At 39.3% G+C, this 16,534-nt stretch carries 11 protein-coding genes; 1 reads left to right on the plus strand and 10 read right to left on the minus strand.

Annotated elements, in window-relative coordinates; translation table 11 throughout:
* Positions 1–41: 41 nt before the first annotated feature.
* From IPM34_08860 to IPM34_08890, 7 genes are read right to left on the minus strand one after another with little or no spacing between them, the layout of a single operon-like run.
* On the minus strand, positions 42–1,226 hold the full coding sequence (locus tag IPM34_08860; GenBank protein MBK8955653.1) for a glycosyltransferase: 1,185 nt from the start codon (positions 1,224–1,226) through the stop codon (positions 42–44).
* Positions 1,226–2,170: an aspartate carbamoyltransferase catalytic subunit gene (locus IPM34_08865; protein MBK8955654.1), complete on the minus strand. Its 945-nt coding sequence runs from the start codon at positions 2,168–2,170 to the stop codon at positions 1,226–1,228. Before IPM34_08865 ends, IPM34_08860 begins: the two co-directional genes overlap by 1 nt.
* Positions 2,157–2,732, minus strand: a complete 576-nt coding sequence (gene pyrR, locus IPM34_08870) for a bifunctional pyr operon transcriptional regulator/uracil phosphoribosyltransferase PyrR (GenBank protein ID MBK8955655.1) — start codon at positions 2,730–2,732, stop codon at positions 2,157–2,159. Before pyrR ends, IPM34_08865 begins: the two co-directional genes overlap by 14 nt.
* A gap of 10 nt (positions 2,733–2,742) precedes the next feature.
* On the minus strand, positions 2,743–4,407 hold the full coding sequence (locus IPM34_08875; protein ID MBK8955656.1) for a glutamine--tRNA ligase/YqeY domain fusion protein: 1,665 nt from the start codon (positions 4,405–4,407) through the stop codon (positions 2,743–2,745).
* 10 nt (positions 4,408–4,417) lie between these two features.
* A complete protein-coding gene (locus IPM34_08880; protein ID MBK8955657.1) occupies positions 4,418–6,256 on the minus strand; it encodes an arginine--tRNA ligase in 1,839 nt (612 codons plus the stop codon).
* 21 nt (positions 6,257–6,277) lie between these two features.
* A complete protein-coding gene (locus tag IPM34_08885) occupies positions 6,278–6,817 on the minus strand; it encodes an RsmD family RNA methyltransferase (protein ID MBK8955658.1) in 540 nt (179 codons plus the stop codon).
* A 1-nt stretch (position 6,818) separates the two neighbouring features.
* Positions 6,819–7,385 (minus strand): DUF3822 family protein, encoded by a 567-nt coding sequence (locus IPM34_08890; protein ID MBK8955659.1) that lies wholly within the window; start codon positions 7,383–7,385, stop codon positions 6,819–6,821.
* 39 nt (positions 7,386–7,424) lie between these two features.
* Between IPM34_08890 and tsaD the strand changes: the two genes are divergently transcribed.
* The gene (gene tsaD, locus IPM34_08895) at positions 7,425–8,438 is read left to right on the plus strand and encodes a tRNA (adenosine(37)-N6)-threonylcarbamoyltransferase complex transferase subunit TsaD (GenBank protein MBK8955660.1); all 1,014 of its coding nucleotides are present in this window, start codon (positions 7,425–7,427) and stop codon (positions 8,436–8,438) included.
* Here tsaD and IPM34_08900 read toward each other — a convergent pair.
* Genes IPM34_08900 through folP form a run of 3 tightly spaced genes read right to left on the minus strand, consistent with a single transcriptional unit; the run spans position 8,428 to position 16,447 of the window.
* Positions 8,428–10,809: a Smr/MutS family protein gene (locus IPM34_08900; protein MBK8955661.1), complete on the minus strand. Its 2,382-nt coding sequence runs from the start codon at positions 10,807–10,809 to the stop codon at positions 8,428–8,430. The genes tsaD and IPM34_08900 overlap by 11 nt on opposite strands.
* 24 nt (positions 10,810–10,833) lie before the next feature.
* Complete coding sequence (locus IPM34_08905) at positions 10,834–15,579, minus strand: translocation/assembly module TamB domain-containing protein (GenBank protein ID MBK8955662.1); 4,746 nt, start codon at positions 15,577–15,579, stop codon at positions 10,834–10,836.
* A 16-nt stretch (positions 15,580–15,595) separates the two neighbouring features.
* A complete protein-coding gene (gene folP, locus IPM34_08910; GenBank protein MBK8955663.1) occupies positions 15,596–16,447 on the minus strand; it encodes a dihydropteroate synthase in 852 nt (283 codons plus the stop codon).
* Positions 16,448–16,534 lie beyond the last annotated feature (87 nt).

A 16,534-nucleotide genomic window follows, 5' to 3' on the forward strand; every position in this document is an offset into this window, starting at 1 on the left:
CCGTATTATATTATATAAAAGTTCAACACGCTCAATAACAATTATTTAACCAAATGTCGATAAAGCCGGTTGTAAATTGAATTCAGTTTTTCTCCAACGCTTTGTTCGCTAAATAATTGCATAGCTTCGCTGGAGATTTGAGCCCGGTTAAAATTGCATGATCCGGTGGCAAGCTTTAGCATTGCCGCGGTCAGGGCTGGTATATCGCCTTTTTCAACAAGACATCCATTGGACCGGCTGATTATTTCAGAAATGCCTCCTACCCTGCTTGCTATTACCGGTGTTCCGCAACATAAACTTTCAGCCAGGACACACGGCATATTTTCCTTATTACTGAAAAGTACAAAAGCATCGGCCTGTTGAAAAACTCCGGCAAGTTCACGAGTCTCCAGTTTTCCAAGATACCGGACGTTTTGAGTAAGACCCAATTCATTTATCTTTCCTAGAATAAGTTCCTGGTCTTTGCCATAACCAACCAGATGCAATTGCAATTCCGGTCTGGTATTTACAGCCATAGCCATGGCCTCCAGAATTCCTGTGATGTTTTTATGGTCATTGTTAAATTCAGAAACATGCAGGAAAACAAAATCGGCATGATCCTTTTGGGAAGCCGGATTAAAAATTTTGGTATTCACTGAGTTGTACACTTGTATAGAATCAGCATTGCCTATGCCCAATTTTTTCATGGCAGCTAACAATTGTTTGGAAACTCCAATCAGGACATCAGCCTTTTGAACGACAATGGAGCGAATCCGGTTTTTGAGTTTTTCCAATGCTGAAAATTCAGATTGCAAGTAAAAAGTACTGTGTTCAATGACGATATATGGAATTTTGTGGAATAATTTAAGGAAGTAAGCTACAATTGCATGACGGAGTAAAACATGCACTACAATCAAATCCGGTTTGCCATATTTTTTAAAAATGTGATTGAGGCATACCCGCGTAAGATAAAAAAATAATAAGAATTTATAAACCTTATCCATCCATCCGATTGATGAACATCGCTTTCGATAATATACACGTAAAATTTCCAAACCATCCTCTACCGTCCACTCCGTTTCATGCCATTGATTTGACTGCCGCAATTCGGTGGATTTTAAATAAAGGACCAGGTTTTTTTGATAATTTTGAGTACAGCGAATATGTCTTTCGGTAAAAATTCCTTCGAGATTATCCGTTTTGTTGGGAAACCATTTAGGTAAATGCAGGATGTAGTTTGCTCCCATCAGGCATCGCTCTTGTTTTTTGAATTTGCTAGCAAATACAATACTGCCATTCTCACGGCTACGCCATTTTCAACCTGATCCAGGATTATGGAATATTTGGAATCAGCAGCATCAGAATTTAACTCCACTCCCCTGTTAATAGGACCCGGATGCATAATGATAAGATTACGTCCATTGCGATCCAGTTTATCTTTATTGATTCCAAAAAATTGAGAATATTCTCTCACACTCGGGAAGTATTGCAGCTCCATGCGCTCGGTTTGAATTCGCAGTACATTTATAACATCGGCCCATTTTAAAATATTTTCTAAGGTGTATTCGACTTCGACGCCCAGGCTGGATATATATTTGGGTATGATCGTAGGTGGTCCGCATACTTTGATATGTGCACCCATTTTTTTCAGGCATAAGATATTGCTTAAAGCAACTCTGCTGTGCAGAATGTCGCCAACCAACGCCACTTTAACTCCTTTGATGCGACCCATGGTTTCTTCTATTGAAAAAGCGTCGAGTAAGGCTTGGGTTGGATGTTCGTGAGTTCCATCCCCGGCATTAATTACCGTCGCACCAACTCTTTCCGACAAAAACCTGGCCGCCCCAACTTTGGGATGCCGCACTACGACCATATCCACTTTCATGGCAAGTATGTTCTGAACCGTATCCAATAAGGTTTCACCTTTTGAGACGGAAGAACCACTGGCAGAAAAATTGATTACATCTGCAGACAATCGTTTTTCGGCCAACTCAAAGGACATGCGGGTCCTTGTTGAATTTTCGAAAAAAAGATTGGCAATGGTAATATCCCTTAAAGAAGGAACTTTTTTAATGGGCCTTTGCAAAACTTCCTTAAATTGTTTGGCTACATCCAGTATGATGCGTAGATCTTCAGTGCGCAATTCTTTAATCCCGACCAGATGTTGTACACTTAGTTTAGGCTCTGACATTGGGCTCTTTAGTTTTAGCTACATCAAAAAATAATACCTGATCGTCACCCCCTTCCTCTTTAAGATCCACTTTTACATAGGATTGATTAACTGCATCAATTCGCGAACCGTAATAATCGGCCTGTATGGGCAATTGCCTGTTAAATCTCCGATCTATGAGCACAAGCAATTCAACTTTTTCCGGTCTCCCGTAATTTTGCAATTCCATTAAGGCAGCTTGAATGGTTCTTCCTGTGTACAAAACATCATCGACCAGAATGACTTTTTTATTTTCGATTAAAAAATTGATTTGAGTCGGATGCGCTGAGGGTAATTTTTTGGAAGTTTTAAAATCATCGCGGGAAAACGTAATATCCATTTTTCCTAAGGGCAGTTTGTATTCAGCCTGGAGTTGTTCCAGTTTGCTGCAAATTCGCTCGGCAAGAAGGGCCCCTTTATGTTGAATTCCAATAATACAGCAATTTTCAAATGGGGCATGGTGTTCAATCAATTGATGACATAATCGTTCGATGACCAAATTCAGCTGAAGTTCAGACAATAATATTTTATATTTTGAAGGCATAGCTGTATGCTTATTTGTCTTTAATTTTAGCCCAGGAGTCTTTTAACCCAACGCTTCTGTTGAATACCAAATGTTCCAAAGAACTCTCCTTATCCAATACAAAATAACCAACTCTGACAAACTGATAGTGAGCTTGCGGGCTGGCATGGATCAAAGCTGCTTCAAGCTTACACTGCTGCATGATGGTTAATGAATCCTTATTGAGTACCTGTGTAAAATCCTCAGCTTCATTGGGATCTTCCAGCGTAAATAGTTTGTCGTAAAATCGAAGTTCGGCATCAACAGCCGTTTGTGCTTCTACCCAATGTATAGTGGATTTTACTTTTAAGCCAGATTGGTCATTTCCACTCTTGCTTTCAGGAATATAACTACAATTTAAAGATATGATTTCTTCCGAAGAATTTTTAACGACTTCGTCACAACGAATGATGTATGCACCTTTTAATCGAACCAATCCACCCCGAGTCAATCTAAAATAATTGGAGGGTGCATTTTCCATAAAATCATCCTGCTCTATGTAAAGTTTTTTGCCAAAAACTACCTTCCTTTTACCAGTTTCAGGCATTTCCGGGTTGTTTTCAATATCCAATTCTTCGTTTTGATCCGGATAATTGGTCAAATTGATGAGTAATGGGCGTGTGATGGCCATAACCCGGGTTGCTTTTTTGTTGAGGTCTTCTCTCAGAGCAAACTCAAGCAAAGAAAGATCAATGATATTATCGCGTTTTGCGACGCCTACCATCGTTGCAAATTTTCGCAAGGATTCAGGAGTATAGCCTTTTCGTCTGAAGCCACTTATGGTAGGCATTCTCGGATCATCCCAACCACTCACAAAGCCTTCATTAACCAGGCGCAGCAATTTTCTTTTAGACATTACTGTGAAACTCAGGTTTAATCTTGCAAATTCGTACTGCTGCGAAGGAAATATTCCCAATTCTTTTATAAACCAGTTGTAAAGAGGTTTGTGATTTTCGAATTCTAGTGTACAGATCGAGTGCGTAATACCTTCTATTGAATCAGATTGTCCATGCGCAAAATCGTACATCGGATAGATACACCAGCTGTTTCCAGTGCGGTGATGGGCTTTATAAAGTATTCTGTAAAGTATGGGATCCCTTAAATGCATGTTAGGAGAGGCCATATCGATTTTAGCACGCAGCACTTTGCTCCCTTCCGCAAACTCCCCTGCTTTCATTCTCGAAAATAAATCAAGATTTTCGGAGATGCTTCTTTCCCTGTATGGACTGGCAATTCCGGCTTCAGTTGGCGATTTCTTCATTCCAGCGATTTCATCTGAGCTGCTATCATCCACGTAAGCCAATCCTTTTTCGATAAGGACCACAGCAAATTGAAAGAGTTGGTCAAAATAATCGGAAGCATAATATTCGCGATCTTCCCAATCAAATCCCAGCCAGCGGATATCGTTCTTTATGGACTCCACGTATTCTGTTTCTTCAGTTACAGGATTGGTATCGTCAAAACGAAGATTGGTTTTTCCTTTGTATTTCAATGCCAGACCAAAATTCAGACAAATCGCTTTTGCGTGTCCAATGTGTAAATAGCCATTGGGCTCGGGCGGAAACCGGGTGTGCACTCTGCCACCATGTTTTCCATTGCGAATGTCTTCTTCAATGATCTCTTCAATAAAATTCAAAGCCTTTTTACTTTCTTCCATTGATTTTATTTTACATTCTGTCTGGCATTTCAATTCCAAGACAGTCCATACCCTGTTTTAAGATTTCCGAAACATGTTTACTCAAAAACATTCTGAAGAATTTTAGATCCTCCGTATCGGCATTGAGAATACTATAATCGTGGTAATACCTGTGAAATTCTTTTGCAAGTTGATAAAGATAGTTTGCCAGATGTGAAGGATCCAGATCTTTTGCGGATGTCCGCATCACATTTCCGTATTCAGCCACCATCCGAATGAGTGTTCTTTCATTTCTATTTAACTCAATTGCATTTTCCTCAAATGATTTCAATTCCGTTTGCTTTCTGAGAATTGACTGAATTCTGACGTATGCATTGACTATGTAAGGGCCTGTATGTCCCTGCATGTCGACGGCCTCCTTTGGATCAAATAACATTCTTTTCCTGGGGTGTACCTTCAATATGAAATATTTCAAGGCAGCCAAACCAATCTTGTTAAAAATTGATTCTTGTTCTGTTGCAGACAACACGGCAATTTCACCTCTTTCTTCGGCACCGGAGCGCGCTTCTTCAATAACTTTTTCGATCAGATCGTCAGCATCCACTACATTTCCTTCTCTTGATTTCATTTTGCCTTCAGGAAGATCGACCATGCCGTAGGACAAATGATACAAATGCTCTGCAAAATCCAAACCCAGTAACCTGAGGGTTTCAAACAGTACTTTGAAATGGTAATCCTGTTCGTCGCCTACCACATAGATATACTTGTTGGCCTGATGTCTTTCATGTCGTTGGGAGGCAGTGCCCAGATCCTGAGTAATGTAAACACTGGTACCATCCATGCGCATCAGGATCTTTTTATCCAACCCGCGAGACTCCAGATCAACCCAGGTTGATCCATCTGACTCCTTATAAAATGTTCCTTTTTCCAGACCATGCTGAATGATGTCTTTTCCCAGAATATATGTTTGCGATTCGTAGTAGGTATAATCAAACGAAACTTGCAATCGTTTATATGTATGATCAAATCCCGTATAAACCCATTGATTCATTTGTTTCCAGAGGGAAAGAGTTTCGGGATCGTTGGACTCCCAGGCCAGCAGCATTTTACGTATCTCTTCGCCAAGGGGACTGATGGTGTTAAAATATTCGTTTTTAAATTTGGATTTAAATTCTTTTGCGTCTGTACCCGGAAATTTTATCTCGTAAATGTCATGGGCTGACTGCGACTGAAGCCAGTTGTTGTATTCTTCCTGAAATTTAGTTTCAAACAGGACATAATACCTTCCAACAAAGTGATCCGACTTTATTCCACTGGATTCTGGGGTCTCACCACCACTCCATAGTTTCCAGGCAAGCATACTCTTACAAATGGCTACCCCTCTGTCGTTGATAACTTGAGTAGTCTCCACCTCATTTCCTATGGCTTTAAGGATTTTATTGACCGACCAACCCAGCAGGATATTCCGGATATGACCAAGATGCAGTGGTTTGTTAGTATTCGGACTGCAGTATTCTATAAGAATTTTCTCCTTCTTCGATGGGTGTTCCGGATCTTCTGGTAAATGACCTTGCGCTCCGGCTGTACTTTTTAAAAGATTAAACCAATAATCATTGGGTACGTCAAAATTGAAGAATGCTTTGACCAATTGATATCCTGAAATACTGTTCTGAGCAAGTAATTTAGCACCCAGTAAACTGGCAATTTCTTCGGGTGTTTTATTGAGTTTTTTAACCCAGGGAAATAAAATCAGTGTGTAATCTTTGTCATGTTCAGAGCTGCACGCCTGAATGTGCAGTTCACTTGCATCAACTGTAATATCAAATAATTCCTGAAAGGCTTGTTGAAAAGAATATGTGAGTGGATTCATTCAAGCTGCAAAAATACAAAACTATCCCTTAAAAAAACTGAAAAAGGTTTGACCATAATTTTTTGATTTCCAATACATTGAGTGCGCCTCAAAACAATGGTCGGGATTGTGCTCCAAAACCAGTATGCCATTTGGATTCAATAAATTTTTACTAAAAATATGATCAGGGATCTCTGGAATGGCTTTTAAGGGATATGGAGGACCTGCAAAAATATAATCAAAATGGTCCTTTGTTTGATTGATAAAATCAAGATAATCCATTACAAACAGTCTTACATACTCTTGCGACTGGAAGCTCAAGAGCATTTTTCGGGTGAATACATGACATGGCTTAAAATGATCGACATAGACAACATCGGTACAACCCCTGGAAAGCAGTTCATAGGTATGAGCTCCGCTCCCACCAAATAAATCCAAGGCTTTGATTTCTTCAAAGTCCAATACATTGGCTAAAATATTAAATAAGGCTTCCCTTGCTATGTCTGTTGTGGGCCGGGTTGGCCATTTTGAAGCAGGCGGTGAAAAAACCCTTCCTTTAAATAAGCCACCTGTAATTCTCATCTTACAAATCGGAAAGAGATATTGGACAGCATTTAATCTGCGAAAAGTACCGGCATAGATGCAGATAGACGGCTGAATCCGAGGTGATTTCTCCGGTGAGCATCAATTGCACCAGGTTTTTATCCTGCTCTGCATGTTTAAGCGCAGAAAGTGCATGGTACAGGATATCATCGGTGGTTTCAAAACTATGCAAACGAACCCACTGCAACTCATTGAATCGGGTCAGATAGACCATGAGCTTGTTGGATAAAACAAAAAGGCACAACTGCGGAGCAACTGTATCTGGAAGACGCTCTATAATTTCCGGAAGGTATTCTGCAAGGTGTTTGATTTGAGATTCCTGAAATCCGTCTGAAAGGTCCTGGGGTCGCAAAATAAAAACCAGCTGATAGGGAATTTTTTGCAGGGTCCTAACTACAGCAATTCCATTTGCACCAGTATTTAAAATCTTCTCCTGATTAGAGGTATCGCCATTCAACCGGAAATAAAAATCAGAATTGATGACAATCTTATTCCCCTGTTTATCGCGAAGATTTGCCCACTCTGTAATTCCTGCCATTCTAGTCATCCGCCGTAAAATTAGTAATTTTGCGGCAATAGCACATGAATGAACGCTGTATCCAAAATCACGATTCTTGGGATTGAAACTTCCTGCGACGACACTTCGGTTGCCATAGTTCAGGATGGCAGCGTGCTCGTGAATTTAATTTCAAGCCAATGGATCCATCAGAAATACGGCGGTGTGGTACCCGAGTATGCATCGCGATTTCACCTGGAATCCATTGTTGATCTCTATGAAATGGCCCTCGAAAAAGCCGGGATAGAACCCGGTGAGCTCAGTGCCGTTGCAGTGACCAGAGGACCCGGCTTACTCGGCTCCTTGATGGTGGGTTTAACCTTCGCGAAATCAATTTGTTTGAGTTTAGACATCCCGCTTATTGAAGTGAACCACCTTCAGGCTCATGCCTATTCTTTATTTATTGAGCAGCAGCCGGTATTCCCTTTATTATGCCTGACTGTTAGTGGAGGGCATACGCAATTGCTGCACATCAGCGAGGATCATGAAATCAGACTTATCGGACAAACGGTTGATGATGCTGCAGGAGAAGCCTTTGATAAAACTGGAAAGCTCCTGGGACTCCCCTATCCTGCTGGCCCTGAAATGGACAAACTTGCAAAAAAGGGTCAAGCTGTTTTTTCATTTCCCCCGGCTCAAATGCCGGACTACCAATATAGTTTTAGTGGATTAAAGACTGCCGTTTTGTATTTTTTGCAAAACCAATTGAAACAGGATCCGGAATTTATCAATTCCAATTTAGAAGACTTATGTGCTTCTGTCCAGAAGGTCATTATAGGGATGCTTCTGAATAAACTAAAGAAAGCTGCAATTGATTTAAAGGTAAAAAGTATAGGAATCGCTGGAGGAGTAAGTGCCAATTCCGGACTTCGGTCTGAATTGCAAGACTTATGCACGAAACATGAATGGAAATTATACCTTCCTTCAATAGCTTATTGCACAGACAATGCCGGAATGATTGCACATTTGGGCTATTCGAAATATAAACGAGGAGCCTTCTCTGATCTGGGCATAAATGCTCTGGCACGCTATCCTATTGTGTAAATTCTATGATCGTTACACCGAGCCCTCCATCCTGTTCTTCGGGATGGCGATAATTTTTTATGAATTTATTTTTCCGAACAGCCTGGATGATGGTTCTGCGCAGCATTCCTGATCCTTTACCATGTAGTATTCTTGCTTCTTTCAAATTTGAAACAATCGCAACATCCAGATATTCTTCCAGAGCTCTCACCGCATCGTCAGGAGTTGATCCCCGAATATCGAGTAATCCCTTTACAGTGCTCGCCTTTTGAAGAATATCGAGATCAGGTTTTGATTTAATGGTCAGTCCATTCGATTTTTTTACCGGAACGATATCTGCCATATCGACATGAATAGTGAATTTATCTGTAATGATCTCTGCGTTATTCTGCTTAATTTGGGCCACAGTGCCAACGAGATTATTGCTTAACAACATGACCTGATCGCCAATTCGAATAGATGCCGATTCATATTTTTCGCGAATTAACTGCTTATGATCTTGGTTGATTTCTTTCCATTCATCATTGGCTTTTTGTAATTTTAACTGTGTTTGTTCTGCCAGTTTTTTAGCCTCTATAATATCGAGCTTCTCCTGAATTTCTTTTAAAAGTGTGTTGGCTTTCTCATTCCTGTCGGCTAAAACATCCAATTCCAGTTGTTTGCTATCGAGTTTTAATTTTAGGCGCTTCAGGTCATTTTGTTTTTGCATTTGTTCATAAGCTTTGATCAGCTTATTTAAGGACTGAATTCTGGATTCCAACACTTCGTTCTTCATGGTCAGGGCTTGCTTTTCCATTTTTAAGTTGGAAATCAGCGATTCCAAATTGACAACTCCTTTTTGTGCTTTTGCTTTAGCTCTTTTAATGATGGCTCCAGGCAATTTCATATTTTCCGCCATTTCAAGTGCAAACGAGCTCCCGGGTATGCCTTGAATCAATTCAAATTTTGGTTTCTTTTCATCCAGGTCAAATAACATAGATCCGTTAACCAGTCCTTTTTTGTCATGGGCCATTCCTTTGATGTTGCTGTAATGTGTGGTAATGATCCCAAAGCTTTTTCTCTTCAGGGTTTCTTCGAGAATAACTTCAGCCAATGCGCCACCAATAACAGGTTCCGTTCCGCTTCCGAATTCATCGATGAGTACCAGAGTTTCCGGATTCGCTTTGAGCAACAATTTGCGCATGAAAGACAATTTCGCAGAATAGGTACTCAAATCATTCTCTAAAGATTGATTGTCGCCAATATCGACGAGGATGTGATGAAAAATACCAAACTCACTAGATGGGTGCACAGGGATCAAAATTCCGGAACGCAACATCAACTGAAATAAACCCACTGTTTTGAGCACAATGGTTTTTCCTCCTGCATTGGGTCCAGAGATTACGAGTATATGTTGATTTTCGTCCAGAGACAAATTGAGTGGCACCAATGTCGATCCTGTTTCTTTAAATCGGAGCAGCAATAAGGGATGTTTGCCTGCAATAATTTTTAAAACCGGATTTTTTGCTAATACTGGAAGTACGCCGTTAAGCGATTTTGACAGTCTGGATTTTGCTAACAAAATATCTAATGATAACAACTGGTCATAGGCGGTGACCAATTCATCCACCTGGCTTCTGCACATGCGGGTAAGCTCCTTTAAAATCTTTTGCAACTCGCGGGTATGCGCTAATTCGAGTTCAATCATTTCATTGTGGAGCTCTACACAGGCCTGTGGTTCAATAAAGATGGTTTTCCCACTATCCGATTCCCCCGTTATCAATCCCTTTACTTTTCTTTTCTGTTCAGCGGAAATACGCAGTACATATCTTCCATGGTAAACGGATTCTTCACCTTCTGCAAGGACGCCCATCTTTTTATAGGTTTCCAGTTCTTTTTTAAATTGCCGGTAAACAACCTGTTCCAATTGTTTGATGGCCATTCTGATCCTCGACAGTTCTTCGGAAGCCTGATCGCGAACCTGATTATCGGAATCAAATACGCGAAGAAAGCTTTTGCAGAGATCCTCAAAACCATGAAACGCAGATAAGTAATTCCCCAGTTCAGACTTTAATCCAGATTTCTTATCGCGATAGAACCCATGAATTTCTGCGGAGTTTTCAATGATATTTTTAATGTTTATCAAATCATTTATATCGAGTTGGCTGCTTTCCAGCAAGATTACCGGAACCAGATCCCGGATTTCAAAGATGCCTTTTAAATTCAAGAACTGGTACAGCGAGCTTTCAATGATTTGATCGCACAGCTTTAGTTGATTCAGGATGACTTCGTAATCGTTGTTTGGTTTTTGCCTGAATAAATGAGCTGCACTTTCTTCGAATTGGAGATAATTAGCGACAAGCCCGATGATCTTATCGTATTCAAGTGCCTGCAGGTAAGTTTGTGTCGCCATTGGAGTCTGTTGAAGGATTAATATTTACTTTGTGGTCTTAGAATTTCCGGAAAAAATTCTATCAAATTCTTTCCGGATGCTTACACCAGCTCCAATTTTATGTTTAATACCCTCGATAGATTCGTCGCCTCTGTAGTAAACACGCATTTTTAATCCTTGTACGGGAGTATTCCATTCGATTACACTCTCGGGATTAAAATATGAATTTCCTAACAACTGTGAGTTGGATTTGTAATTTCCACCAAGTGTAATGATCCACTGGTCGTTCCACAACCTGTGTTTCAGACTGAAGACTACTTCTGTCTCATTGAGATTGGTGCCACCTACATTTGTATTGTCGATATCATAACCAATGTTAAAGTCAATACCACTGATGAAATTTACATCATCAAAAGCATTATTCAGTAAATTCGTAACAAACAATGAAAACTGGTTACTCAGCATTTCACTCATCGTATTGATTGTAGTTGTTCCCAGATTTCCGACCAATCCGCCTTCCCACGGATTCGTATTGTTGAGAAAAGATCCCAGCACTAAAAGGCCGAAAATTTGTTGATTAAATTGGTCTTGATTCAATTTTAAATACCCAATTTTATTTTCAGCGTAATTTTTCAGGCTGCCTGTCAAGTCGGGCAACTCCAGGTCAAATGTAATTGTTGGCTTGAGCAGGCTGCCTGTGAGCAGCATTTTTAATTTAACTGCAGTTCTTCTCTTGGCTTCCTCGATAAGATCCTGATTTTCCCCAAGGTACTCTTGCAGCAACAAATAAGGAGCGGCTTGTAATCCTTCGTAAACCGCTTCTATATTGATATTTGCATTGAGGGGATCACCTGTCCAAACGGCCGTTCCTCCGCGAGTCAGTGTAAAGGGTTTATTTACAAAATTGTATAAAGTAAAAAGATACTGCCCCTGCTCCACCTCAAAATCGCCATTAACCGTGAATAATCCATTCCGGAGTGATTTGATTTGCAAGTTCCCGCGACCTTTCCCTTTTAATATGTCACCGGTTTGTTCGTCGAAAATAACAGATACTTCAGCGTCATCAGTCAAAGTAAGTTGCATATTTACATTCAGGCCGGTAAGACTCGGAATGCTCACGCTATTTTTTGGAACGGATACATTCTGTTTTGTGCGGTCTACAAATTTTACAAACTCTGCTCGTTCGGTTTCGTTGCTGATGGTCATTGGGAGGAACAATTTAGTTCCTTTTGTTGAAATCAAATTTACATCCATTTGAAGTTGTGAAACAGGCCCTGTAAACTGTGCATCCACATTTCCGATGCCGTATCCGTAATAATCTTCTTTATTAGATTTATCGGTTTCCAGAACCAAGGCTTTATCAGATCGCACCCTGATATCCATGCCCCAATCTTTTAGATTCGTATGGTAAACAAAACCATTGACGGTAAGCGGATTACCCAGCTTATCTTTCATCTGCGTTTGGTTGAATTCAATGGATTTTTTATGAAGTGTAATGGTTTGATTGAAAATTTGTACAGGAACTCCCAGGTAAGTTATCATTGAACTGGCCTGGGTGATGTTTATTTTTCCTTCGAGATTCAGTTTGTTTTTCTCAGAATAAAAACGAATGATCCCGTCTCCTCCTCCTGTCGAATTTGAAATCGATTCAATAAAGTTCTCGAGGAAACTCATAGGAAATTGTTTTAGATCAAATAAAACATCAAAATCAAAGGGCTCATGAGTATAATTTTTTGAAAGCGGAATGTTAAGATTACCCCTTCCTAAGAGATGTTGATCACGAAATTTGCTCGTCAAATTAATATTCCAGGGTTCCGCTTCATCGGGAACGTCAAATTGAATTTTCAATGGACCGAAATGACTTTTATTTAATTTAAAATCGACAATGTTGATTTCACCATTTGCAAATTTCAGATTTTTTAAATCAGGAATATTGATCGTACTGGAAAAGATTCCTTCAAAGTGGACGGTTTGGCTTTTTAAAAGCTGATTGACAAAATCAAGTGAAAATCCGTCTGTATTCAGAACGAGACCTTTGTTGTCAAAATCTCGTATTCCTATAAACCGAACTGAATCTGTTAACTCCAGATTTTGAATACTTAAATGTTCTTTTTTGAATTGCAACAAATTTTTTACATGAACGCTCCATTTTCGATCATTGAAATAGAGATTTTGGTTTTGCAGATTAAGACTGAAATGTTCATTTGAAAATTGAATATTGGATAACAGGTTTGTCAGAATATATTTATTAGACTGGTCGAAAAGTTGAAGATGTAAATTTCCATCCCCGTTACCTAATTGAACCAAAACTTTGCCATTTCCTGTCCTGTTTTTATTTTTTTCTTTTAAATAATCAAACGTCCACAAAAATTTAAGCATCTCTGTACTTCGGATGGAAAAGCTCATTTTATCAAGCATGTAGTTTTTATAAATCAAATCAAATCGGTTTGACTTAATTTCAAATAAATCCTTCTTACTGTCAATGACCAGATCAAAGTCAAGCAGATGAGCTATAAATGGCAGTTTTAATATTTTATTTAATTCATGGCCTTCTTTGATATACAGATTGGCATTACATACAATATCCCTGGAGGCTGAAGTTGCAGATTTATAAAAATTACTGATAAAATGTTTGTGCTTTTTATCAAGGAAACCCAGAATATCATTGCCAATGGTTGCAATGTCAAAAAAACCAATGACCTGAGCAGATAAAAGATTGGATTCCAGTCGCAGGGTGCGTAAGCTTTGCTGAAAGTGTTGTTCAATGCTTAAATTGCCAATTCTAACGATATCGGAACTGTCCGAATATACAATTTGATCACCTTTAATTGTGCCAACAGTTTCTTTATGCCGCTGTTGCTTTAAATCTGCAATAAAATTTCCACTTAATTGAATCTTGCTGAATTTTTCATTAAATAAACCCAATTGAATATTCTTTATATTCGATTTTATTTGTGCCGTCCACTCGTTTTCATTAAATTTCAATTCTCCATTTAGCGAGCCCATCAATCTATCGTCGTCGACCTGAAGTTGGCCTTTGAGATGATCATTCTTCAAAGTTCCATTAAACTTCAATTCTTTCACTTGTCGTTTATTAAATTCTACAGACTTCACATGAGCTGTGAAAGTGGCATCGATAGATTCTTTCGTCAAGCCTTTGCCCTCAGTTATTCCCGCTTCCACATGGATGTTGCCTAATTGGGGAATGTCGAGAAGTTGTCCCAGATTAAATTGGGTCGTGGTAACAGAGCCACTGTACAGGGCTTTTGAAATATCTTTTTTTAAGGCAACTTTGATATCAGAACGAATGGATCCCAGGTCGGTATCAAACTTTCCGAAAGCTACAAAATCTGAAATAAAACCATCGAAGTTTCCCGCAAAACGAATGTTGCCGAGTTTTTTATAACTTGCCGGGATACTTGGATTATTTAAAACTCTGTAAAGAAAGTCTGAATTCAGTTGTGATGATTTAAATTTAAAATTGATGAGGGCATCTGTTCCGGAAAGTATATTTCGGACCTGGCCCATCCCAAGGACTGAAAACACTTTTCCATAATTTAAATGCACTTCTTTAAACGACAAACTTTTCGGAGTGCCAACAATCTGGGCAGTCAAGTTCAAAGGAACATCTTCCTGAAAATTGAATTTTGTAAGTAATTTTTCAGTGGAAGGAAAATATGCCAAATCCAATGGACTCACAGAAGTGTTTTCAATCCTGAAGGTTGTGATCCAATCAGACAGGTCTGTTTCTTTGAGCGTCGTGGATCCTGCCTGAAGTTTACCCTGAATGGAAACCTTGGAATGATCGGTTTTTAATTGAAATTTTTCTACTGAAACTTCATATGGATTATAATTAAATCCAGCAACATGTAAATCTTTAATTTTAAAGCCCCTATCGCCATTTGCATTTAATGTTAAAAATTCAGTTCTCAAAAGGTCCTGAGAAAAATAAGTATAGGTTGCCGAAAAATTAATTTCTGAAAAATGATTCAGACGATTTCTCGATGTATCGGAGTAAGAAATACTTCCATGATTGCAGTTTACAAAACTAAAAAACAAGGCAGGTCCCAGTTTACAGTTCAACTCATCAAATGCGTCGGCGGTGTCTGAAGAATAAGGTTTATCCCCTTTGTGAGTTTGTTTAATGAAAATATTGGCGATTGGCCGGTCAAGTACTAACGAACGGAAGTGAAAATACTCGGAACCGAGATCGATAGAATCCATTCGCATATAGAGTTTATCCAAATTCAGGTTAAGATCCATATGAACATCCGAAACAGAAGCTCGAAGATTTGTCAACGTCATGGTCTGCAGCATCAGCTTGAAACTTTGTTCAGAAGCAGGCCCTTTTTTAAACTTTTTGACAAAAACCTGAAGATTACTTTCCTCCTCTTCTGTATAGGTTTTTATATTTAAATAAACCCGGTCGCCAGTAATTTTTTGAAGCAAAAGTTCGGGTTGAAAAACCAAACCCAATAAACGGTCGGATCTAACTCCAAAGCGGTCAGCGAAAATTAATGTATCCTGATGGTGATCTCTGATGAGTAATTTAAATTCGATCCCTGCAGCGAGGTCAAAAGACATCTGATCGACCTGAATATCCTGATCGAAATTTTTATTAACCCATGATATCAATTGGTTTTTAAGTGCATTCTGTACGAAAGGAAGTCTGAATGCAAGACAAATAAGAACCCATATAAAAAGTAATAAAATAATTGCCGAAAGTGCGAAATCTCCAAGCGAAGTGCTTTTGTCTGAGCTCGTATTTCTATTTTGATAAGGTTTTGCCATTTAATATTGCGGGTAATCAGGATTGAGTCAGAGCTTCTCTATAACTACTTATAACGCGAACACACTGTGCATGTTCCCACACATCGTGCACCCGGATGATCCTACATCCTTGCATAAGGGCTAGGGTATTCGCTGCAATAGTTGCCGGCAATACATTTTCGGGCGTTGTTTCTTCGGGTTTCCAGAACATCGATTTTCTTGATAAACCAATAAGTAGCGGTACGTCTAATATTTGAAACAAAGACAAGCTGCTTAAAATTTTATAATTGTCCGTTAATGTTTTACTAAATCCGATTCCCGGATCAATAATGATTCTCGTAAGTCCCTGATTCTGAAATTTGGAGATCCTGATCGCAAAATATTCAAGCAATTCCAACATGATGTTGCTGTATTGGGTATTTTCTTTAGACTGCATGTTCTCAGGGGTTCCTTTCATATGCATGGCAATGAATATTTTTTGGTTTTTGGCAACCAAATCAATGATGGCCGGATCGTGCTGACCCCCACTAATGTCATTAATAATCTCTGCACCTAAGGCTATACAACGTTCTGCCGTTTTTGCATGTACCGTATCGATTGAAACCAATAGATCGGGGAAAGCTTTGCAAATCTCTCCCACATAAGGCATTAACATCTTAAGTTCTTCATGTTGATCTGGAATCTGCGACCCAGGCCGGCTGGTAAAAGCTCCGATATCCACAATACCTAGACCATGTTTAATCTGAGTTTCGAGGTCCGATAAACATTGGTCCAGACTTGTTGAAATGCTCGATTTGTAGAAGCTTTTGGGATCTAAATTTACAATCCCCATGATTAGTGGGTCACGAGGTTCAGGATCGAAAATTGACTGGATCTTAGCCTGCTTCAATCATTTAATTTGTGCAAAGTTAATGGACTTTCCTTTAAAATCGATCGTTTCTTTGGAAAAAACTGCATATAAATAGCTCATTTTCAG

This window comes from Saprospiraceae bacterium, assembly GCA_016716185.1.
In the GTDB taxonomy this organism is placed as follows: domain Bacteria; phylum Bacteroidota; class Bacteroidia; order Chitinophagales; family Saprospiraceae; genus Vicinibacter.

Excerpts from the sequence above, each read along its gene's own strand:
- IPM34_08860 (MBK8955653.1), bottom strand. The coding sequence starts at position 1,226 with ATGGGAGCAAACTACATCCTGCATTTACCTAAATGGTTTCCCAACAAA.
- IPM34_08865 (MBK8955654.1), bottom strand. The coding sequence starts at position 2,170 with ATGTCAGAGCCTAAACTAAGTGTACAACATCTGGTCGGGATTAAAGAA.
- pyrR (MBK8955655.1), bottom strand. The coding sequence starts at position 2,732 with ATGCCTTCAAAATATAAAATATTATTGTCTGAACTTCAGCTGAATTTG.
- IPM34_08875 (MBK8955656.1), bottom strand. The coding sequence starts at position 4,407 with ATGGAAGAAAGTAAAAAGGCTTTGAATTTTATTGAAGAGATCATTGAA.
- IPM34_08880 (MBK8955657.1), bottom strand. The coding sequence starts at position 6,256 with ATGAATCCACTCACATATTCTTTTCAACAAGCCTTTCAGGAATTATTT.
- IPM34_08885 (MBK8955658.1), bottom strand. The coding sequence starts at position 6,817 with ATGAGAATTACAGGTGGCTTATTTAAAGGAAGGGTTTTTTCACCGCCT.
- IPM34_08890 (MBK8955659.1), bottom strand. The coding sequence starts at position 7,385 with ATGACTAGAATGGCAGGAATTACAGAGTGGGCAAATCTTCGCGATAAA.
- tsaD (MBK8955660.1), top strand. The coding sequence starts at position 7,425 with ATGAACGCTGTATCCAAAATCACGATTCTTGGGATTGAAACTTCCTGC.
- IPM34_08900 (MBK8955661.1), bottom strand. The coding sequence starts at position 10,809 with ATGGCGACACAAACTTACCTGCAGGCACTTGAATACGATAAGATCATC.
- IPM34_08905 (MBK8955662.1), bottom strand. The coding sequence starts at position 15,579 with ATGGCAAAACCTTATCAAAATAGAAATACGAGCTCAGACAAAAGCACT.